This is a genomic window from Candidatus Phytoplasma asiaticum (assembly GCF_015100165.3).
Classification (GTDB): Bacteria; Bacillota_I; Bacilli_A; order Acholeplasmatales; family Acholeplasmataceae; genus Phytoplasma; species Phytoplasma citri.
Genome location: NZ_CP097206.1, coordinates 341,849 through 364,693, shown reverse-complemented (window position 1 = coordinate 364,693; position 22,845 = coordinate 341,849). Strand labels below are relative to the sequence as shown.

21 protein-coding genes and 1 pseudogene are annotated in these 22,845 nt (G+C 29.2%); all 22 read left to right on the top strand.

Features of this window, described 5'->3' with window-relative positions; genetic code table 11:
- The first annotated feature begins 515 nt into the window (after nt 1–515).
- The 22 genes and pseudogenes from H7686_RS01565 to H7686_RS01460 all read left to right on the top strand — a co-directional run bounded on the left by H7686_RS01565 (nt 516) and on the right by H7686_RS01460 (nt 22,812).
- Nucleotides 516–647 carry a hypothetical protein gene (locus H7686_RS01565; RefSeq protein WP_444517530.1) on the top strand — a complete coding sequence of 44 codons (132 nt, stop codon included), beginning with the start codon at nt 516–518 and terminating at the stop codon, nt 645–647.
- Between the two features lie 1,191 nt (nt 648–1,838).
- Nucleotides 1,839–1,934, top strand: a pseudogene (gene rpmF, locus H7686_RS01560) (50S ribosomal protein L32); the annotation flags it as partial.
- Nucleotides 1,935–2,521: 587 nt separating this feature from the next.
- Entirely contained in the window at nt 2,522–4,255 is a 1,734-nt protein-coding gene (locus H7686_RS01555; RefSeq protein WP_444517529.1) for a reverse transcriptase domain-containing protein, read from the top strand.
- A gap of 294 nt (nt 4,256–4,549) precedes the next feature.
- On the top strand, nt 4,550–6,931 hold the full coding sequence (alaS, locus tag H7686_RS01550; protein ID WP_444517528.1) for an alanine--tRNA ligase: 2,382 nt from the start codon (nt 4,550–4,552) through the stop codon (nt 6,929–6,931).
- Between the two features lie 550 nt (nt 6,932–7,481).
- The gene (locus H7686_RS01545) at nt 7,482–9,212 is read left to right on the top strand and encodes a reverse transcriptase domain-containing protein (protein WP_444517527.1); all 1,731 of its coding nucleotides are present in this window, start codon (nt 7,482–7,484) and stop codon (nt 9,210–9,212) included.
- 181 nt (nt 9,213–9,393) lie between these two features.
- Nucleotides 9,394–9,648 carry a hypothetical protein gene (locus tag H7686_RS01540; protein WP_444517526.1) on the top strand — a complete coding sequence of 85 codons (255 nt, stop codon included), beginning with the start codon at nt 9,394–9,396 and terminating at the stop codon, nt 9,646–9,648.
- Entirely contained in the window at nt 9,639–10,076 is a 438-nt protein-coding gene (ruvX, locus tag H7686_RS01535; protein WP_304513327.1) for a Holliday junction resolvase RuvX, read from the top strand. Before H7686_RS01540 ends, ruvX begins: the two co-directional genes overlap by 10 nt.
- Before the next feature lie 29 nt (nt 10,077–10,105).
- Nucleotides 10,106–10,312: a hypothetical protein gene (locus H7686_RS01530; RefSeq protein ID WP_444517525.1), complete on the top strand. Its 207-nt coding sequence runs from the start codon at nt 10,106–10,108 to the stop codon at nt 10,310–10,312.
- 556 nt (nt 10,313–10,868) lie between these two features.
- Nucleotides 10,869–12,602: a reverse transcriptase domain-containing protein gene (locus tag H7686_RS01525; RefSeq protein ID WP_444517524.1), complete on the top strand. Its 1,734-nt coding sequence runs from the start codon at nt 10,869–10,871 to the stop codon at nt 12,600–12,602.
- A gap of 159 nt (nt 12,603–12,761) precedes the next feature.
- The gene (locus tag H7686_RS01520) at nt 12,762–13,196 is read left to right on the top strand and encodes an O-methyltransferase (protein WP_444517523.1); all 435 of its coding nucleotides are present in this window, start codon (nt 12,762–12,764) and stop codon (nt 13,194–13,196) included.
- 49 nt (nt 13,197–13,245) lie between these two features.
- Entirely contained in the window at nt 13,246–13,785 is a 540-nt protein-coding gene (gene greA / locus H7686_RS01515) for a transcription elongation factor GreA (protein ID WP_193622154.1), read from the top strand.
- Between the two features lie 14 nt (nt 13,786–13,799).
- On the top strand, nt 13,800–14,264 hold the full coding sequence (locus tag H7686_RS01510) for a YqeG family HAD IIIA-type phosphatase (RefSeq protein WP_193622155.1): 465 nt from the start codon (nt 13,800–13,802) through the stop codon (nt 14,262–14,264).
- Nucleotides 14,265–14,822: 558 nt separating this feature from the next.
- Nucleotides 14,823–16,556 (top strand): group II intron reverse transcriptase/maturase, encoded by a 1,734-nt coding sequence (ltrA, locus tag H7686_RS01505; RefSeq protein ID WP_444517522.1) that lies wholly within the window; start codon nt 14,823–14,825, stop codon nt 16,554–16,556.
- Between the two features lie 304 nt (nt 16,557–16,860).
- Nucleotides 16,861–17,430, top strand: a complete 570-nt coding sequence (yqeK, locus tag H7686_RS01500) for a bis(5'-nucleosyl)-tetraphosphatase (symmetrical) YqeK (protein WP_193621963.1) — start codon at nt 16,861–16,863, stop codon at nt 17,428–17,430.
- 22 nt (nt 17,431–17,452) lie between these two features.
- The gene (gene rsmD / locus H7686_RS01495; protein WP_193621962.1) at nt 17,453–18,007 is read left to right on the top strand and encodes a 16S rRNA (guanine(966)-N(2))-methyltransferase RsmD; all 555 of its coding nucleotides are present in this window, start codon (nt 17,453–17,455) and stop codon (nt 18,005–18,007) included.
- Nucleotides 18,008–18,092: 85 nt separating this feature from the next.
- The gene (locus H7686_RS01490) at nt 18,093–18,305 is read left to right on the top strand and encodes a YneF family protein (RefSeq protein WP_078123152.1); all 213 of its coding nucleotides are present in this window, start codon (nt 18,093–18,095) and stop codon (nt 18,303–18,305) included.
- 20 nt (nt 18,306–18,325) lie between these two features.
- Nucleotides 18,326–18,673 (top strand): super-infection exclusion protein B, encoded by a 348-nt coding sequence (locus H7686_RS01485; protein ID WP_193621961.1) that lies wholly within the window; start codon nt 18,326–18,328, stop codon nt 18,671–18,673.
- Nucleotides 18,674–18,716: 43 nt separating this feature from the next.
- On the top strand, nt 18,717–19,118 hold the full coding sequence (locus H7686_RS01480; RefSeq protein ID WP_193621960.1) for an OsmC family protein: 402 nt from the start codon (nt 18,717–18,719) through the stop codon (nt 19,116–19,118).
- Between the two features lie 92 nt (nt 19,119–19,210).
- Nucleotides 19,211–20,080, top strand: coding sequence for a MetQ/NlpA family ABC transporter substrate-binding protein (locus tag H7686_RS01475; RefSeq protein ID WP_193621959.1), 870 nt, complete (start codon nt 19,211–19,213; stop codon nt 20,078–20,080).
- 36 nt (nt 20,081–20,116) lie between these two features.
- Complete coding sequence (locus H7686_RS01470; protein WP_193621958.1) at nt 20,117–21,040, top strand: MetQ/NlpA family ABC transporter substrate-binding protein; 924 nt, start codon at nt 20,117–20,119, stop codon at nt 21,038–21,040.
- A gap of 16 nt (nt 21,041–21,056) precedes the next feature.
- Nucleotides 21,057–22,250 carry an aminotransferase class V-fold PLP-dependent enzyme gene (locus tag H7686_RS01465; RefSeq protein WP_193621957.1) on the top strand — a complete coding sequence of 398 codons (1,194 nt, stop codon included), beginning with the start codon at nt 21,057–21,059 and terminating at the stop codon, nt 22,248–22,250.
- A gap of 148 nt (nt 22,251–22,398) precedes the next feature.
- Nucleotides 22,399–22,812 (top strand): iron-sulfur cluster assembly scaffold protein, encoded by a 414-nt coding sequence (locus H7686_RS01460; RefSeq protein WP_193621956.1) that lies wholly within the window; start codon nt 22,399–22,401, stop codon nt 22,810–22,812.
- Nucleotides 22,813–22,845: the final 33 nt, after the last annotated feature.

Below are 22,845 nucleotides of genomic sequence, written 5' to 3'. Positions count from 1 at the left end.
GAATCCTAAAACTAAGTAATTAAATTTACTAATCCGGAAATAAAAGTCCGGATGGTTAAGGATAAAGAATCTTTTTAGTAGTCGTAAGAGTAAACCTAAATTTGGAATAATTTAGTTAATCGGCTTACCGAGAAAAGAGTTAATCACTCTTATAGGGCGAAAGAAGAAAGTAATTTATTGTTTATTTTTGAGACCGCGGAAACTAGGAATGATTTGGAGTTAAGCTTCCACGGACTATGAATAAGATTTATGACTGATCTTTAAAATTATCGAATATATCCCTCACATTTAATCAGGTTGCTACCAACTAAAAAGTAAAAAATCTAGAATTGATGGAAATACGATAAATAAGATGGATTTAAATAAATTAAATAAATATCATCTAAAATACATTCATAACTAAGACAATTCGAAACCAGTTAAAAAGAACAAAAGTTCAATAATAAACATTTAACCAGTAAACCAGTGGTGACACGAAGTTAAACCCGGAAAAGGGATAAATTAGGGAAAGCGGTGTGCTTGGAAACTTGCTCGCACCGTTTGGACGGGGGCTGTTTGTAATATTTGATAACTATCAAAGAAACGCAAATAATCTATCCGTATTAAATTTGATTATATTTTTTTTAAAATTAAACCAAAAGATATGAGTGATATTTAGTTATTTGATTTTTATAATAATCAGATAATTAACTATCTGATTAACAAAATATTAATATATAAAACCAATTATTAATAAATTTTACCTTTATAAATTAATTATAAATTATATATTTTTAGTATAATATAAGTTGTTTTTTAAAAATGTTTGAGTAGCTCAGCAGGATAGAGCAACGGCCTTCTAAGCCGTCGGTCGGGGGTGGACGAAAAAGATGCCTAATATCTAATGATTTAACCAATCATCCACTGTATTGATAATCAGTGGCAGTATATAGTCGGTTATTATAACGAAAGAAATAATAATTATAGTAGACTATAAAAATGGAAAACGGATGAGATAGTTTCGTCTAGGAATTTCTGTGAACTGAATTATGACTCACGGATAACCTCTGAAATGAGGCTAAGGGAATAAAAAGGAGTAATCCGGAACTGATAGCAAACTATCTTTTTTAACTATCAATTCGAGTAACTATGAAAATGAATCCCTATTTCATGGTATTATCAAAAAAACTCGAAACCTACCAAAACTTAAAAAAAGATTTATTTAATTTAAACTATATTTTAAATTTAAGTTTTGGTCATCCCGCCTAAAAGTCAATAATGGTAAATATTAGAGTAACTTTAATCCTCCTAAACCTCAAAATAGTTATTAAAACTAGGTTAAATGAGAGGCAAGGAGAAAGCAGAATCATAGTAGTCGTGAGAAATTTAAGAATCAAGTTGGAATATTTGGTTAAACTGACTCACCAAGGAGCCAAGGAAAGCTTGGTACAAGGCGAAAGAGGAAATTTTTGTGAAGGTTTAGCGAATTTTTAAATAATATTTTAGTTTTATTTAAAAATTATTGTTTTAAAATAATATTAAATGAATAAAAAGAGTTTTGATCTATCTAGATGGAGAAAAACTCAAGAAATTATAAATTTTTAGGCTAAATCAAATTATCACTTAAATAATCGCCGGATGCTGGGAAACTAGCTTGTCCGGTGGTGTGTGGGGCTTATTATAATAGTTAGAAATAATGAAATGTAGTAATTCTATCACGATTCGAATCCCTCCTCAAACGCCATAAAATAATAAAAATTACTTCTGTTAATTAGCAACAACTCATTAATTAAAATTAATTTTTATTATTAAATAAAAATTTTTTTTTTATTTAATAATGACAAAGGAGAAAAATTAAAATGGCTGTCCCCTTTAGAAGAACTAGTAAAACTGCTAAAAGAAAAAGACGTACTCATTACAAATTAAAAACACCTACTTTGGTATTATGTGGGCGCCAAAGAAGCCTAAATTTTCGTGCTATCTAACCAATAGCCAGGGATGATAAACTCTGAAAGGAGATGGTCGGTTTGACAAACGAAAGAATGTCAAATTACAGCAGACCATAAAAGCGGGTTGCGACGAAAGCAAATTAGTCAAGATGATTCCGCCACCAAATAATTCTATGGAGAAGCCTGAGATGGCCTAAGAAGGAAAATGATGTAATACCAAAACCTGTTCGGAAGTTGCTTAGACGGACAGTCCAGATTCTACTAATATAAGACATAAGTATTGAGTAGTTTATCAGCTAAAGAAACCTGGAATCAGCCTCTCTAAAGAGGATATACTTCCCCTAAAGAATTAAGGTCGAAATTTAGTGTAACTTGGAGAATCCTAAAACTAAGTAATTAAGTTTACTAATCTGGAAATGAAAGTCTGGATGGTCAAGGATAAAGAATCTTTTTAGTAGTCGTAAGAGTAAACCTAAATTTGGAATAGTTTAGTTAATCGTCTTACCCAGAAGAGAGTTAATAATTCTTATAGGGCGAAAGAAGATAGTAATTTACTATTTATTCAATGGCATCGAGGAAGGGGTTGATATATTATGTCAACAACCGTTTCACTCGAAACTAAGCTTTCGCGAACATTGGATAAAATTCAATATCGTTCATCAAACGGTTACTCTCTAAAAAGAGAGCTGCAACAAGGAATGAATAATTTCTATAACACGTTAACAGCATTCAACAGAATCGCTGCTAATAAAGGAGCGGGTACGCCAGGTGTTGACAATGAAACCATTGATGGGATTAATCTAGAAAGACTAGAAAGATACCATCAGGAATACGTCAATAATGGTTATAACCCCAAACCAGTTAAAAGAATTCTCATCCCTAGTGATAACAAAAGGACTAGACCTCTGGGGCTACCTACTATCAAGGACAGGCTAATACAAAAATGCCTCGAACAACTCTTAACTCCCTATTTTGAGAATATTTTTTCAGAATGGAGCTTCGGATTCAGAACCAAAAAATCTTGCCATGACGCTGTAAAACGCGTTAAACAAAGATTTCAAGGAATTGACTACATTATCAAAATCGACTTAAAAGGCTACTTTGATACCATCAATCATGGAATTCTTATGAGAACCCTAAATCAGTTCATCAGAAAGAATAAAGTCCTCTCAACTATTAACAAATGGTTGAAAGCTGGCTTCATGAAAAACGGAATCAAATACGAATCCTTATCTGGATCTCCTCAGGGAGGGATTATCTCTCCCTTACTAGCGAATTTATATTTGCATTACATCGATCTAAAAATGGAAGAACTGATCAAAGAAGGAAAGCCAATTAAGAAAAGCAACCCAGAATATGAGAGAGCACGGTTAAAAAACCGACATCACAAACTGGGGGCCGATAGATGGCTCAATCTAAATCCAAAACCTAGAGTCGAATACATTCGTTACGCTGATGACTTTATCATTGGCGTCAAAGGCGAATATAACCAAGCCAAAGGGATTAAGAACCAAGTAACGCAATGGTTAGAACAAGATTTAAAACTTACGATCAGTAAGAACAAGTCAAAGATTGTCAAAGCCAGCAAAGGAACTAGGTTTCTATCCTACATGGTAAAGGTAAATCCCACCAATAAAACCCGTACAAGGAAATCCACAAAGAATTCCTTCAACGGTAAAGTTCAAATCCAAATTCCCCAAGCGAAATCCAAAGAATACGGATACGAATATAATTGGTTAAACAAGGGAAAGGCGAAACACGACGAAACATTAGCGGGTAGAGACGAATTAGAGATAATCCGAACCTACAAAACAATTGTTAGAGCAATTATCCAATACTTTTGTTTGGCTAACAATCTCGGTGTTTTAACCCATCTAAATTATCTAGCCGAATATAGCTGTTTGAAGACACTAGCAAGAAAATGGAAAACATCGATTGCTAGAGTTCGAAAGAAACTTAATAGAGGTTCAACTTGGGCTATTCCTTATCTTAATAAGGGGAAAACCCAATATGAAACATGGGTTGTCTACTCTTGGGATAAAGTTAAAAAAATGCGTAACTATAAGGGAAATCCGGATATTACCATCAATAGATTTTTATTCCAGAGTCGTACACATCTAACTGACCGCCTAAAAGCGGAACGTTGTGAGAACTGCGACAAAACAACTCAACTCCAAATTCACCACATTGGCACGGTCCGCAATGCGAACTACCAAAGTATCATGAATAAAAGAACAAAGGTATTGTGTAAAGATTGTCATCGCAAGATAACCAATCAACAAATACATGATATCAAAAGAACAAGAACGATAAGAATAAATAGCTAATTAACCGCGAGGGGAAATTAGTTCTCGCAAGAGAGTAAATTATGGAAAGCCGGATGCTTGGAAACTTGCTTGTCCGGTTTGGACGGGGGCTGATTGTAAATAAAATGGCAAATACAAATCGCTATATAAAACGCAATTAATCTATCCGTATCCTGATACTAATAAATTCACTTTACCTCATCGTTTAACTAAAAATGGTAGTAGTTTTTATAAAAATAAATTAATTTCAAAAATACAAAATACGAATTAATCATATTGAAAAAAATTAATATTTTAAATAAAAAAGGCATTAATATGATCAACATTAAAACATCTCAAGAAATTCGTAATATATGGCTAAATTTTTTTAAATCTAAACAACATAAAATAGAATCATCAGCATCTTTAATACCAGATAAAGATCCTACTTTGTTATGGATTAATGCTGGTGTAGCACCTTTAAAAAAGTATTTTAATGGTTCCGTAATTCCTCATCACAAACGTATAGTTAATATTCAAAAATGTTTAAGAGCTAATGATATTGATATGGTAGGAAAAACTTCTCGTCATCATACTTTTTTTGAAATGTTAGGAAATTTCTCTATTGGAGATTATTTTAAAAAAGAAGCTATCGAATTCGCTTTTGAATTTTTAACATCTCATGAATTTTTAGCCTTAGATTTTCGCAAATTATATATTACTTATTTTGAAAAAGATTTAGAAACTTATGAGTATTGGTTACAAAAAGGCATTGATAAAAATCATTTAATTGCTTTAAAAGAAAATTTTTGGGAAATAGGTGAAGGACCGTGTGGCCCTTGTACCGAAATTTTTTTTGACCGTGGACCGGCATATGATTCGCGTAATCATAATTTAATTTTAAATAACATTAACAATAACCGTTTTATTGAAATTTGGAACATTGTTTTTTCTCAATATAATTTAGAAATTAAAAATAATCGCAAAGTTTATCAGGAATTACCCAATAAAAATATTGATACTGGAGTAGGTCTAGAACGTTTAACTTGTATTTTGCAAAATAAAAATAATAATTTTGAAACTGATTTGTTTTTGCCTATTATTCAAAAAATTTCTATTTTAAGCAATATAATATATCGGTTAGATGAAAATCAAGAAATTTTTCAAATTATTTCTGATCATATTAGAGCTTTAGTTTTTGGGATTGCTGACGGAGTTATGTTATCTAATGATGGTAGAGGTTATATTTTAAAAAAACTTTTAAGAAGAGCTTTCCAAAAAGGAATTAAATTAGGATTTAATGATCCTTTTTTATTTAAATTAGTGCCTACAGTAGTTGATATAATGGAAGATTTTTATCCATATTTAAAATCAAAAATATCAATTATTCAACAAATCATTTTAACAGAAGAACAGAAGTTTTTATTAACTTTACAAGAAGGAAAAAATAAATTTTTAGAATTTACTAAAATTTCCAAAAAACTTTTGGCTAAAGATTTTTTTAAACTTTATGATACTTATGGATTGCCCCCGGATATCATTTTAGAATATGCTAAAAATTATAAAATTTTAGCAGAAAAAAACGAATTTGAAAAGATTTTAGAAAAACAAAAAAAAATATCATCTAATCAAGGTAAAATAGTGTTTAAAAATAAAAATTATCAAAATAATGAATATTATAATTTTACTCTTAAAAGTGAATTTGTAGGTTATAAATGTTTTAGTACTTCGGCTAAAGTTATTAAAATTTTTGAAAATGGAATTATTTTGGACAAAACTCCTTTTTATGCTGAAATGGGAGGCCAAATTTCAGATTTTGGTATGATTAATCAAAGTTATATTGAGAAAGTTATTAAATTACCTCATGGTCAATTTTTACATTATACAAAAGATTATTTTGAATTAGGTCAACAAGTTAACACATGTATTGATTTACAAAAAAGACATTTAATTTCTTTAAATCATACAGCGACTCATTTATTACATGCTGCTTTAAAAAAATTATTTAATCCTGATATACAACAATGTGGTTCTTTTTTGAATCATAAAATTTTAAAATTTGATTTTAATTATTATAAATCTTTATCTTTAGATGATCTAATTTCTATAGAAAACAAAATAAATTCATGGATTAATGAAAAATATCCTATAAATGTCAAAATAATGACTTTTAAAGAAGCTCAAGATCAAAAAATACAATTGCTTGAACAAATCGAGTATAATGATATTGTGAGAGTAATCGAAATTAAGAATATTTCAACTCAATTATGCGGTGGAACTCATGCTTTTAATACTTTATTTTTGGAAAAATTCGCTATTTTGTCTTATGTTTCTATTGGTTCTGGAATTTACAGAATAGAAGCAACAACCACTACTAATAATATTATTCTTGGTTTTGATTCTAAAACTAAACATTTACGTATCCAAGAACAAAAAATATTGCATCAAATAGAACAATATTATTATGATGATTTGAATAATAAAGTTAATATTCCTCAATTTAAAGAAGATAAAGATAGTTATAAAAGTATTTTTATTTATAAAGATTATTGCGAAGAATTACAAAAATTGTGGTCGAAAATACAAAAAAAAATTTATCAAAAGAATATTATAAAAATGATTAAAGAAGCTGAAAAAATTATACCTTCTAAAATAGAACCTTGTATGTTTTTAAGTGGGCGCCAAAGAGGCCTAAATTTCGTGCTATCTAACCAATAGCCAGAGCTGATAAACTCTGAAAGGATATGGTCGGTTTGACAAACGAAAGAATGTCAAATTACAGCAGACCATAAAAGCGGGTTGCGACGAAAGCAAATTAGTCAAAAAGACTTCGCCACCAAATAATTCGATGGAGAAGCCTGAAATGGCCTAAGAAGGAAAATTGATGTAATAGCATAACCTGTCCCGGAAGTTGCTTAAACGGACAGTCCAGAGACTACTAGTATACAACTTAAGTACTGAGTAATTTATCAGATAAAGGAAACCTGGAATCAGCCTCCTAAAAGAGGGTACTTCACCTAAGGAATTAAGGTAGAAATTTAGAGTAACTTGGAGAATCCTAAAACTAAGTAATTAAGTTTACTAATCCGGAAATGAAGCCCGGACGGTCAAGGATAAAGCATCTTCTTAGTAGTCGTAAGAGTAAACCTAAATTTGATATAATTTAGTTAATCGCCTTACCAAGAAGAGAGTTAATCACTCTTATAGGGCGAAAGAAGAAAGTAATTTATTATTTATTCAATGGTATCAAGGAAGGGGTTGATATATTATGTCAACAACTGTTTCACTCGAAACTAAACTTTCGCGAACATTGAATAGAATTCAACATCGTTCATCAAACGGTTACTCTCTAAAAAGAGAGCTGCAACAAGGAATGAATAATTTCTATAACACGTTAATAGCATTCAACAGAATCGCTGCTAATAAAGGAGCGGGTACGCCAGGTGTTGACAATGAAACCATTGATGGGATTAATCTAGAAAGACTAGAAAGATACCATCAGGAATACGTCAATAATGGTTATAACCCCAAACCAGTTAAAAGAATTCTCATTCCTAGTGATAATAAAGGAACCAGACCTTTGGGTTTACCGACCATCAAAGATCGGTTAATACAAAAATGCCTGGAACAACTCTTAACTCCCTATTTTGAAAATATCTTTTCAGAATGGAGCTTTGGATTTAGAACCAAAAAATCTTGTCATGACGCTGTAAAACGCGTTAAACAAAGATTTAAAGGAATTGACTACATCGTCAAAATCGACTTAAAAGGCTACTTTGATACCATCAATCATGAGATTCTCATAAGAACCTTAAATCGGTTCATCAGAAAGAATAAAGTCCTCTCAACCATTAACAAATGGTTGAAAGCCGGATTCATGAAAGACGGTATCAAACACGAATCTTTGTCAGGCTCTCCTCAAGGAGGAATTATTTCCCCCTTGCTGGCGAATGTATATTTACATTACATCGACCTAAAAATGGGAGAACTAATTAAAGAAGGGAAACCGATTTGGAAGGATAATCCGGAATATAAGAAAGCATGGTTTAAAAACCAACATCATAATCTGGGAGTTGATAGACATATCAATCTAAATCCAAAAATAAGGGTTGAATATATCCGTTATGCTGATGACTTTATCATTGGCGTTAAGGGGGATTATAGTAAGGCATGCAGTATTAAAAACCAAGTTACACAATGGCTAGAACAAGATTTAAAACTTACTATCAGTAAGAACAAGTCGAAGATTGTTAAAGCCAGCAAAGGAACTAGGTTTCTATCCTACATGGTAAAGGTAAATCCCACCAATAAAACTCGTACAAGGAAATCCGCAAAGAATTCTTTCAACGGTAAAGTTCAAATCCAAATTCCCCAAGCGAAAGCCAAAGAATACGGATACGAATATAATTGGTTAAACAAGGGAAAGGCGAAACACGACGAAACATTAGCGGGTAGAGACGAATTAGAGATAATCCGAACCTACAAAACAATCGTTAGAGGAATTATCCAATACTTTTGTTTGGCTAACAATCTCAGTGTTTTAACCCATCTAAATTATCTAGCTGAATATAGCTGTTTGAAGACACTGGCAAGAAAATGGAAAACATCGATTGCCAGAGTTCGAAAGAAACTTAATAGAGGTTCAACTTGGGGCATTCCTTATCTTAATAGAGGGAAAACCCAACACGAACCCTGGGTTGTCTACTCTTGGGATAAAATCAAAAAAATGCGTAAATACAAGGGAAACCCTGATATTACCATCAATAGATTTTTATTCCAGAGTCGTACACATCTAACTGACCGTCTAAAAGCGGAACGTTGTGAGAACTGCGAAAAAACAACCCAACTTCAAATTCATCACATTGGCACGGTCCGCAACGCGAACCGCCAGAGTATTATGAATAAAAGTACCAAGGTATTGTGTAAAGATTGTCATCGTAAGGTAACCAATCAACAGATACATGATATCAGAAAGAATAAGAACGATAAGAATAAATAACTAATTAACCGTGAGGAAAATTAGTTCTCGAGAGAGAGTAAATTAGGGAAAGCCGGATGCTTGGAAACTTGCTTGTCCGGTTTGGACGGGGGCTGATTGTAAATAAAACAGCAAAGATAAATCGCTGCATAAAACGCAATTAATCTATCCGTATTGCGATAATATCGATATTGATGAAAATATGTTGAAAAATCTTTTAGATTATTTAATACAAAAATTAAAAATTAATTTTTTATGTTTATATAAGCAAAAATCCGAATATTTTATTTTGGTTTGTAAAAGTAATATTGATAGTATTAATGCTAAAAATTTTATAAATCGTGTAAATATTATCATTGAAGGAAAAGGCGGGGGAAATGCAAATTTTGCTAAAAGTATTAGTTATAACAAAGATAAATTAATAATATTGCAGCAAGAATGGTTAAAATGTTTATAAAAGAGCAAAATTTTTTAGGTTTAGATTTGGGAGAAAAAACTTTGGGAATTTCATTTTCTCAATTTGGAATTATTGCCAAAAATTTAAAAACTATTAAATTTCAAAGGCATCAATATCATCAATTAGTTTTGCCTTTATCTAAAATAATTACCGAACTTAATATTAATACAATTGTTTTAGGAGATCCTAAACATATGAACAATAATATAGGAATTAAATCTAAAATTAGTATTTCTTTTAGCAAAAGAATTAAGAAATCTTTTCCATTTGTTCAAATAGTTTTGTGGGATGAACGACTTTCAACTAAAGAAGCAATTAATAATATGTATCAAGCTCAATATAAAAAAACTAAAATATTTAAATTAAAAGATGAAATGGCTGCTAAGGTAATTTTACAAAATTTTTTAAATTATCATAAATCTATTTAAATAAACATAAATTTATAAAGAATTCACATATGTCTATATTTTATAAAATAAAAAAAAAATATTTAAAAAAAATAAAAAAATATGCTATAAAAGAGCGTATACCTATTATTCACGAAGAAACTGGTTTATTTTTAGAAAACTTTGTTAATCAAAAAAAAATAATAGATATTTTAGAAATAGGCACTGCTATCGGTTATAGTGGGGCGCCAAAGAGGCCTAAATTTCTTGCTATCTAACCAATAGCCAGAGCCGATAAACTCTGAGAGGAGATGGTCGGTTTGACAAACGAAAGAATGTCAAATTATAGCAGACCATAAAAGCGGGTTGCGACGAAAGCAAATTAGTCAAAGATGACTCCGCCACCAAATAATTCCATGGAGAAGCCTGTGATGGCCTAAGAAGAAAATGATGTCATACCGAAACCTGTTCAGAAAGTTGCTGAAACGGACAGTCCAGAGTCTACTAATATATGCACTATGTATTGAGTAGTTTATCAAATAAAGAAACCTGGAATCAGCCTCGCTAAAGAGGATACTTCCCCTAAAGAATTAAGGTAGAAATTTAGTGTAACTTGGAGAATCCTAAAACGAAGTAATTAAATTTACTAATCCGGAAATAAAAGCCCGGATGGTCAAGGATAAAGAATCTTTTTAGTAGTCGTAAGGGTAAACCTAAATTTGGAATAGTTTAGTTAATCGTCTTACCCAGAAGAGAGTTAATAACTCTTATAGGGCGAAAGAAGATAGTAATTTACTATTTATTCAATGGTATCAAGGAAGGGGTTGATAAATGATGTCAACAACCGTTTCACCAGAAACTAAACTTTCGCGAACATTGAATAGAATTCAACATCGTTCATCAAACGGTTACTCTCTAAAAAGAGAGCTGCAACAAGGAATGAATAATTTCTATAACACGTTAACAGCATTCAATAGAATCGCTGCTAATAAAGGAGCGGGTACGCCAGGTGTTGACAATGAAACCATTGATGGGATTAATCTAGAAAGACTAGAAAGATACCATCAGGAATACGTCAATAATGGTTATAACCCCAAACCAGTTAAAAGAATTCTCATTCCTAGCGATAATAAAGGAACCAGACCCCTGGGGCTACCTACTATCAAGGACCGGCTAATACAAAAATGTCTCGAACAACTCTTAACTCCCTATTTTGAAAATATCTTTTCAGAATGGAACTTTGGATTTAGAACCAAAAAATCTTGTCATGACGCTATAAAACGCGTTAAACAAAGATTTAAAGGAATTGACTACATCGTCAAAATCGACTTAAAAGGCTACTTTGATACCATCAATCATGAGATTCTCATGCGAACTTTAAATCGGTTCATCAGAAAGAATAAAGTCCTCTCAACTATTAACAAATGGTTGAAAGCCGGCTTCATGAAAGATGGGATCAGATACGAATCTTTATCAGGTTCTCCTCAAGGAGGAATCATTTCTCCCTTGTTGGCGAATGTATATTTACATTACATCGACCTTAAAATGGATGAACTAATTAAAAAAGGAAAGCCAATTTGGAAGAAGAGCCCAGAATATCGGAAAGCATGGCGTAAAAACCAGCACCATCAACTGGGGGTTGATAGGTATATCAATTTAAATCAAAAGACAAGAGTTGAGTACATCCGTTACGCTGATGATTTTATCATCGGCGTTAAAGGTGAATATGACAAAGCCGAAGCGATTAAGAATCAAGTAACGCAATGGCTAGAACAAGATTTGAAACTTACCATTAGTAAGGACAAATCAAAAATTGTGAAAGCTAACAAAGGCACAAGGTTCTTATCCTACATGATAAAGGTAAATCCCACCAATAAAACTCGGGTAAGGAAAACTACAAAGAATTCCTTAAATGGCCAAGTTCAAATCCAGATTCCCAAAGCGAAAGCCAAAGAATATGGACACGAATATAATTGGTTAAAAGTGGGGAAGGTGAAACACGACGAAACATTAGCGGATAGAGACGAATTAGAGATAATCCGGACCTACAAAGCAATCGTTAGAGGAATTATCCAATACTTTTGTTTGGCTAACAATCTCGGTGTTTTAACCTATCTAAACTATCTAGCGGAATATAGCTGTTTGAAAACGCTGGCAAGAAAACGAAAAACGTCGATTGCCAGAATTCGAAAGAAACTGAAGACAGGTTCAACTTGGGGTATTTCCTATATTAACAAAGGAAAGACTCAATATGAATCATGGGACGTTTACACTTGGGATAAAATTAAAAAAATGCGTAACTATAAGGGAAATCCGGATATTACCATTAATAGATTTATATTCCGAGGTCGCACGCATCTAACTGACCGTTTGAAAGCGGAATGTTGTGAGAACTGCAATAAAACAACCCAACTTCAAATTCATCACATTGGGACAGTTCGCAACGCGAACCGCCAGAGTATTATGAATAAAAGTACCAAGGTATTATGTAAAGATTGCCATCGCAAGATAACCAATCAACAAACACATGATATCAGGAAGAATAGAACGATAAGAATAAATAGCTAATTAACCGCAAGGGAAAATTAGTTCTCGCAAGAGAGTAAATTATGGAAAGCCGGATGCTTGGAAACTTGCTTGTCCGGTTTGGACGGGGGCTGATTGTAAATAAAACAGCAAATACAAATCGCTGCATAAAACGCAATTAATCTATCCGTATCATTAACCATGTGTAATCCGGATAATCAAATTGAAACATTAGAACGAAAATATAATTATTATCAATTGGCTAAAAAAATATTTTTTAACACACCTTTTAAGATTAAAGTAATTTGGACAGAAGCTTTAATATATGAACCTAAAAAAAATTATGATTTAATTTTTATTGATGGCGCTAAATCACAATATTGTAAGTTATTCGAAAAATACCAAAAATTTCTCAAAAATAATGGTTTTATTATTTGTGATAATTTAAATTTTCATAATTTGTTTATGAAAAAAAATAATTCTAAAAATGTTTGTAAAATTCTGAATAAAATACAAAAATTTAAAATATATTTAAAAAATAATTATTTTTTTAAAACTATATTTACCGATGTAGGGGATGGTTTAAGTATTTCTTGTAAAAATTTTTTACCATCTACATATATATTTAGACGATAAAATGAATTATCTAGTATAAAAACACAATAAAAAAAAGAGGTTAGTTATTATGAATCATGATATTATTGATTCTTATGCGAATAAATATAAAGTTGATAAAAAAAATATTCATAAAGATAAACAAATTTATAAGTTAACTCAAGAAGGTTTAAATAAATTAAAACAAGAATTAGAGCATTTAACTTCTACTAAAAGAAGTGAAAATTTAATTTCTTTAAAAGAGGCTCGTGATCAAGGTGATTTAAGTGAAAATGCTGACTATGCTGCTGCTACTAATGAACAAATAATAATAGAAACAAGAATTTCTGAAATCAAAAATATCTTAAAAAATATGGAAATAATTGATCATTTTAATCAAAATAAAGAAATTGTTACTATCGGTAATACAGTAGATATTCAGTTTTTAGATAATATGCAAATTTTAAAATTACATTTAGTTGGAATTTTAGAAGTAGATCCTTTAAATAATAAATTTTCTATCGAATCTCCTATTGGACAAAGTTTACAAGGTCATAAAGAAGGTGATCAAGTAAAATATAAATCTGAAACTGGTAAAATTATTGATATTAAAATTTTGAAAATACATTAATTTGATATGAAAATATGAAAATTATAAAATTAGAAAATTACTTTCATTATATACCTAATTTTTATTATGATTCTGTTTTTGAAATTCCTTTCGAATATTTTTTTCGAAAAAATTTTAAAGTTTTATTATTTGATTTGGACAATACTCTTATAGAACCCTATCAAACAACATTAGATAATAAAGTTTACAATTTATTAACAAATATTAGTAAAAAATTTCAAATAATTATTCTTTCAAATGCTTCTAATCGTAAATTAAAAAAAATTTTAGAACCTAATTGGAATTATGTTTATCTTAATTTGTTACATAAAAAACCTTCATCTTGGGGTTTTCGCAAAGTTTTAAGTTTAACTCAAATACAAACTCAAGAAGCGATCATGATCGGAGATCAATTAGCCACAGATATTAGAGGAGCTAATCGATTAAATATTACTTCTATTTTAGGGGCGCCAGAGAGGCCTAAATTTCGTGCTATTTAACCAATAGCCAGGGCTGATAAACCCTGAAAGGAAATGGTCGATTTGATAAACGAAAGAATATTGAATTAAAGCAGACCATAAAAGCGGGTTGCGACGAAAGCAAATTAGTCAAGATGATGCCGCCACCAAATAATTCGATGGAGAAGCCTGAAATGGCCTAAGAAGGACAATTGATGTAATAGAAGAACCTTTCCCGTAAGTTGCTGAAACGGACAGTCCAGAGTCTACTAGTATATACTAAAAGTACGGAGTAGTTTATCAAATAAAGAAAACCTGGAATCAGCCTTCCAAGAAGAAGGATACTTCCCCTAAGGAATTAAGGTCGAAATTTAGCGTAACTTGGAGAATCCTAAAACCAAGTAATTAAATTTACTAATCCGGAAATAAAAGCCCGGATGGTCAAGGATAAAGCATCTTTTTAGTAGTCGTAAGGGTAAACCTAAATTTGGAATAATTTAGTTAATCGGCTTACCGAGAAGAGAGTTAACTGCTCTTATAGGGCGAAAGAAGAAAGTAATTTACTATTTATTCAGTGGCATCAAGAAAGTGGTTGATATTATGTCAACAACTGTTTCACTCGAAACTAAACTTTCGCGAACATTGAATAGAATTCAACATCGTTCATCAAACGGTTACTCTCTAAAAAGAGAGCTACAACAAGGAATGAATAATTTCTATAACACGTTAACAGCATTCAACAGAATCGCTGCTAATAAAGGAGCGGGTACGCCAGGTGTTGACAATGAAACCATTGATGGGATTAATCTAGAAAGACTAGAAAGATACCATCAGGAATACGTCAATAATGGTTATAACCCCAAACCAGTTAAAAGAATTCTCATTCCTAGTGATAATAAAGGAACCAGACCCCTGGGGCTACCTACTATCAAGGACCGGCTAATACAAAAATGTCTCGAACAACTCTTAACTCCCTATTTTGAAAATATCTTTTCAGAATGGAGCTTTGGATTTAGAACCAAAAAATCTTGCCACGACGCCATCAAACGCGTCAAACAAAGATTTAAAGGAATTGACTACATCGTCAAAATCGACTTAAAAGGTTACTTTGATACCATCAATCACGAGATTCTCATAAGAACCTTAAATCGGTTCATCAGAAAGAATAAAGTCCTCTCAACCATTAACAAATGGTTGAAAGCCGGCTTCATGAAAGATGGGATCAGATACGAATCTTTATCAGGTTCTCCTCAAGGAGGAATCATTTCTCCCTTGTTGGCGAATGTATATTTACATTACATCGACCTTAAAATGGATGAACTAATTAAAAAAGGAAAGCCAATTTGGAAGAAGAGCCCAGAATATGGGAAAGCATGGTTTAAAAACCAGCACCATCAACTGGGGATTGATAGCTTCATCAATCTAAACCCAAATCCAAGAGTTGAGTACATCCGCTATGCTGATGATTTTATCATTGGCGTTAAAGGCGAGTATGACAAAGCTGAAGGGATTAAGAATCAAGTAACGCAATGGTTAGAACAAGATTTGAAACTTACCATTAGTAAGGACAAATCAAAAATTGTGAAAGCCAACAAAGGAACTAGGTTTCTATCCTACATGATCAAGGTTAAACCAACCAATAAAACTCGTGAGAGGAAAACTGCAAAGAATTCCTTAAACGGTAAAGTTCAAATCCAGATTCCCAAAGCGAAAGCCAAGGAATATGGACACGAATATAATTGGTTAAAAGTGGGGAAGGTGAAACACGACGAAACATTAGCGGATAGAGACGAATTAGAGATAATCCGAACCTACAAAGCAATCGTTAGAGGAATTATCCAATACTTTTGTTTGGCTAACAATCTCGGTGTTTTAACCTATCTAAACTATCTAGCGGAATATAGCTGTTTGAAAACGCTGGCAAGAAAACGAAAAACGTCGATTGCCAGAGTTCGAAAGAAACTGAAGACAGGTTCAACTTGGGGTATTTCCTATATTAACAAAGGAAAGACTCAATATGAATCATGGGACGTTTACTCTTGGGATAAAATTAAAAAAATGCGTAACTATAAGGGAAATCCGGATATTACCATTAATAGATATATATTCCAAGGTCGTACGCACCTAACTGACCGCCTGAAAGCGGAACGTTGCGAAAACTGCGACAAAACAACCCAACTCCAAATTCATCACATTGGGACAGTTCGCAACGCGAACCGCCAGAGTATTATGAATAAAAGTACCAAGGTATTGTGTAAAGATTGTCATCGTAAGGTAACCAATCAACAAATACATGATATCAAAAGAACAAGAACGATAAGAATAAATAGCTAATTAACCGCAAGGGAAAATTAGTTCTCGCAAGAGAGTAAATTAGGGAAAGCCGGATGCTTGGAAACTTGCTTGTCCGGTTTGGACGGGGGCTGATTGTAAATAAAACAGCAAATATAAATCGCTGCATAAAACGCAATTAATCTATCCGTATTAAAACCTCTAAATAGAAAACAAGAAAATTTATTCACAAAATATAATCGTTTTTATATAGAAAGACCTTTAATTAATTTAATTCGAAAAACTAATTTAGATATTTATAATAAAAAGTTTAAGAATTTTATTAAATAAAAGATAATTAAAAGGTATGTTGATAGAAGAAATTTTAAAAAAAATTAATAATAAATTTAAAAATGATATTTATCGTTTAAATCATATTTTAGGAGTTTATCAAAAAGCTACTGAATTAGCTATATTTTATGAAGAAAACCTTCAAGAAGCTCAAATAGCTGCTTTATTTCATGATTATACCAAAAATGAATCTTTAGAATTTCATTTATCTTTATTAGATAATGAAATTATTAATAAATATAAACAAATGGTTTTTATGTATCATGCTTTTAGTGCTCCCGTTGTGCTTCAACAAGAATTTAATATTAATAATACAAAAATTTTTGATGCAATTAGAAAACATGTTTGGGGTCACGAAACCATGAATAAATTAGATAAGATTATTTTAATTAGCGATAAAATAGAAGATAGCAGAACTTTTCCGAATATTAATTATTTTAGAAAATTAGCTTTTAAAAATTTAGATCAAACAATATATGAATTATTAAAAAATAATCTTAATTATTATATTAGCAAAGGTTTTAAATCTTTTCCTGAACAAATAAAAATATTAAATTCTTTAAAGAAAAAACTTGCTTTAAATTGAAAAAAGTTTGGTAATATTTATAATGTTGCGTATTATATCAGGAAAATATAAAAATTTTCGTTTAAACTTAGTACCATCTAAAACCACTAAAAGTTCTACTCATTTAATTAGAAAAGCTTTATTCGATACTATTCAAAAAGATATTAATAATAGTATTGTTTTAGATTTATTCGCGGGTTCTGGAGCTTATGGTTTTGAAGCTTTAAGTAGAAAAGCCAAAAAGATTTTTATGGTAGATAATTCTCTTCCGGCATATTTAACCATTAGAAAAAATCAAAATAAACTTAAAATTAGTAATCAACAAATAATAGTTTTTTATAAAAATGCTTTCAATATGTTAAAACGATTTATATATCAAAAAATTAAATTTGATGTAATTATTCTAGATCCTCCTTATACTTTTGATATCCAACATTTATTTCCTGAATTATTTAAAATTATTCATTGTCAAAGTTGGATTATTTATGAAACTTATCATAAAAATTTATTACCTAATATTAATCACAAATTTATTTTAATTAAGAACCAAAAATACGGTAACAAAAGATTAATTTTTTATAAACCTATTGTTTTATAATAAGAAGATAATTTTTAATTAAATAAATTTATTAAAAAATAATTAAATTATTCCAATAAATATTCAAATCGAAAGGAAAATAGTTATGACTTGGTTTGAAACAATTTTATTTTTATCAGGTTTATTTATAGGAATTTTAGTAGGAGCATTAGTAATGTTTTTCGGTATTAAAAAATATTTAGAAAAAAATCCTCCTATAAATAAAAAACAAATTAAAGAAATGTTCAAACAAATGGGAAGAAGTCCTAGTGAAAAACAAATTCAACAAATTATGTTGGCAATGAAAAATAAAAAATAAAAGGAGATTAAATAAAGTTAATGAGTTATTATATATTATTTGTAATTATATTTATTGTTATAATAAATTTTATAATTATGCATTTAATATATCGATTTAATTTTAATTATAAAATCGAACATTATTTATTAAATTGTGATACTTTAGAACAAGAAGTTTTAAAAACCTTTATGAAAAATAGAAATCAAACTTTTCCCTTAACTAATCAATCTCCAATTACTAAAAAATTTTTAAATTTAAATATCTTAGTTAAAATAAAAGATGATGAAGTTAATTCAGAACATGGAATTTATTTATTAAATAAGAATATTTTTAATTTAGTTATAAAAAATAATAAATTAAAACAAATATATTTAGAAATTAATTAAATATATTTTTAATTATTATTAAAATTTAAAGGTATGTTTAAAAATGAAAAATCAAATAGAAATTATAGCTTATTATGAACCCAAATTACAAGATATAGGAATTATTTATAAAGGCTTAAAAACAAAGCTTAATTCCGCATTTGCAAATAGTTCGGAAATTAGTAATCCTAAAGAATTCTTCTGTTTATCTTTATTAATATGTTTTTATAAAACTGCACGTAAATATTTAAATCATTCTGATTTTAAAATAAAAATTTTGTGTCATAGTTGTATTGATGAAAAAGGATTTTATTTTGATATTAATTTAGTTTGCGGTATTAAAGATTTGTCAATCACTGAAACACAAGATATTATGAACTTTATTCATCAAAAATGTCCTATTTCGAGAATGTTAAATAATTATCAATATTTTCAAATTAAACCCACATTATATAAAGATTTTTAATAAAACTGAATTATTGTATTTATTATATTTTTATTAATTAAAATATTTTATAAAACAGATATTGTTTTTTAATTTTTTAGAAAGAACAAAATATGAATTTTGCTAAATCCCAATTACAAACTATAAAAGTGGCTAGTCCGATACAAGCTGTACTGAATACTTTAAATAAAGCTAAAGAAATTTATTTTTCTCAAGGAATAGATTTACATGTTATTAAAACAGATTGGACGGAAGAAAGTATTGATAAATTATCTGACGGCTCTATAGATGGATTAATTTATACTAATGTACATGTTTTTAAAGCTTATAATGAATTTTTAAAAAAACAAAATAAAGAATTATTTTCTTATATACAACCTTTTTATCATTCTAAATATGGTTTATATATAAATCGTAAAAATCAAAAACAATTAACTAATTTGGAAACAGTTAAAAAATATCAAAATTTAAAAGTATTATTGGCCGTGTCTTTTGCTTTTATTCAGCCGTGTGATATGTCTCGTTCACTTTTATTATTAAAAAATTTAGGATTAATCAACATTCCAGAACATATTATTAAAACTAAAAAATTAGCTATTAGTTTGGAAGATATTAGTAATCCATATAATTTACAATTTATTAAAACTTCGCAAATACCTTATCAATTCGAACAACCAGACAAATTCGATTTAATGGCTAATTGGCCAGCTTTTATGAAATATAATAAAGATTTTATTCGAATTGGTTCAAATATTTCTGATAATCAAGAGCCTCAAGATGAATTAGTAGAGTCATATGCTATAGCTTTAATTTCGCGCCAAAGCAATGAAAATAGTAAAGAAATTAAATTATTACAACAAATATTACAAAATCCAGAAGTTAAAAAATTTCATGCTAATCAAACAACTAATGGAGAAATTGATTATGTGATGATCTCTGATCCAGAAAAACTTAAAGACCGAATTGTACAAAATTGGTTATAAAGAAAATATAAAAATAGAAGAAGGTCCATTAAAAAAATGTTTAATTGTCAATCATGCAATTGCGAAACAAAATTAAAAAAAATTATCAAAATAGCTACTAATTTTCCATCTACTTTAGAAACTTTACAAAAAAATAAACATTTAATTAATCAAATTGGTTTTGAATTACAAATTTTCGATGAAAAACAATTAAAAGAAAAATATCAAGTCAATTGTAATGATGCTTTAAAAGAGGGGATTATTGATTTTAATATTGCTAATAATTTCCATACTATGAAAGCTTATAATAATTATTTTATTCCTGAACCTTTAGAACGTTTAGAAATGATTGAACCATTTTTTCATCCTAAATATGGTTTATATTCACACAAAAACAGTCCTTTAAAAATTAAAAATTTAGAAGATGTAAAAAAAATAAAAAATGCTCGAGTTCTTTTTGCTCCTTTTAATGATTTATTTACAGCGCCATGTGATTTATCGCGTTCACTATTGTTGTTAAGAAAATTAAATTTAATTAAAATTGATGAACAAATTATTCAAAAAAAAGGATATAATTTGTCTTTAGAAGATATTGAAAATATTTCAAATTTACAATTTATTAAAACAGATAATATTTTTAAAGTAGCTCAATTATTTGATGATTATAACAAATATGATTTAGCTATTAATTGTCCGGGATTAATGAGACAAAATAATAATTTTTTACGTTTAGGTTCTATTGGTTTAGGAATTAACGAAAACGAAGAACCTACAGATATTGTTTTTTCATCATATGCTATTATTTTGGCTGCTAAAAAAAATTACCAAAATAATCAAAATATTCAAGCAATGCAATGGTTTTTAAGAAATAAAGAAGTTCAACAAACTTTATTACAAACAGGTCATCCTAATTATGACTATATTATAGTTGGAAATCCAGAACAACTTAAATATGATATATTAAATAAATTTGATAAATAAAAAGATAGATTTCGATATGGTTAATCAATTTCGTGATTATTTTCCTATTTTTAAAAAAAATCCTAATTTAATTTATTTTGATTCGGCAGCAACTACTTTAAAGCCGAAAATGGTTATTGAAGAATTACAAAATTTTTATAATAACAACGGCATGAATATCCGTTCTTCTTCTACTTTAGCTATGCAGAGTAATTTTTTAATTGAACAAACTCGAAAAGATATATCGATATTTTTAAATTCTCATCCTGAAGAAATTATTTTCACTAAAGGCGCTACTGAATCTTTAAATATGGTTGCTCAAATGCTAAAGCATTTGGTTAATCCTGGTGATGAAATTATTACTTCCGAATTAGAACATCATTCCTGTTTATTACCTTGGATGCAAATAGCTAAAGAAAAGAAAGCTAAATTAATTTTTATTCCTTTAGATCAAAATTATAAAATTCAAGTAGATAATTTTTGTAAAGTTTTATCAGATAAAACAAAATTTGTAGTTTTAGGTCATATATCTAATACTTTTGGCGATGAAATACCTATTAAAGAAATTACTAAAATTGCTCATAAAAAAAATATTTTGGTCATTTTAGACGCAGCGCAATCAATAATACATTTATCGTTGGATGTCAAAGATTTAGGTATAGATTTTTTAGCTTTTTCAGCTCATAAAATGTATGGTCCTTTTGGTATTGGTATTTTATTTGGAAAACAAAAATTATTAGAAAAATTATCTTCGCCTAATATTGGCGGAGGTAATGTTTGCGAAGTTAATCATCATAATTTTATTTTCAACGAATTACCAAACAAATTTGAACCAGGAACATTAAATATTGGTGCTATTTTAGCTTTTCGAAAAACTTTGAATTTTATTAGAAAAATTGGGATACCTCGGATTCAAAAACATACTAATGATATTATTAATAAAATCAAAAGTTTTTTAAAATTAATGCCTCAAATTATAATTTTTAATCCTACGTCAACTAATATGATTTTATTTAATTTTAAAAAAATTCATGCTCATGATATAGAAAATTTTTTGAATCAAAATAATATCTTTGTGCGTACTGGTAAACATTGTGCTAATTTAATTATTCAAAAAATAAATCAAATTAGTACTATTAGAATTTCAGCTGGTATTTATAATAATGATCAAGATATCAATCGTTTAGTATCTATTTTAAATCAAATCAAAGATTTAAATAGCATTTTATAATGAAAAAAATATGAAAATAAATTCGAAATAAATTAATTTTCATATTTTTTATAAAAAGATAAATTTTTTCAAAAATCACGAAAATTAATATAATAAATAAAGGAAGAGGTAAACGCTAATTTATTTAAAAGATGAAGAGAAAAAAATTATGTTATATCATTTGAATAATCCTTACAATCAAGGTTTGTCTGATAATTCTAACTATTTATATTTTCGTTACCATAATAATTATTGTGGTGATGCGATCGAATTACAACTTTATATTATTGATTCTTATTTGCAAAATATTCGCCATAATACCCAAGCTTGTTCAATTTGTTGTATTTCAGCAAGTATTATGTCCATGACGGTTCAAAAACAAAACATTCAACAAGTATTAGTGAAAATTAAAAATTTTTTAGCTATGTTAAATCAGCGAAAATTTGATATTAATCAATTGAATAAAGAATTACAAATTTTTAAATTTTTTTGTGATAACCCAAGTAAAATCTCTTGTATCAGTTTACCTTGGAAAGCTCTTGAAAAAGCCATAGAATCTTGGAAAAACAAAAAATGTTTATAAAGTTAGTAATTTATCCGGTAATTAAGTAATTAA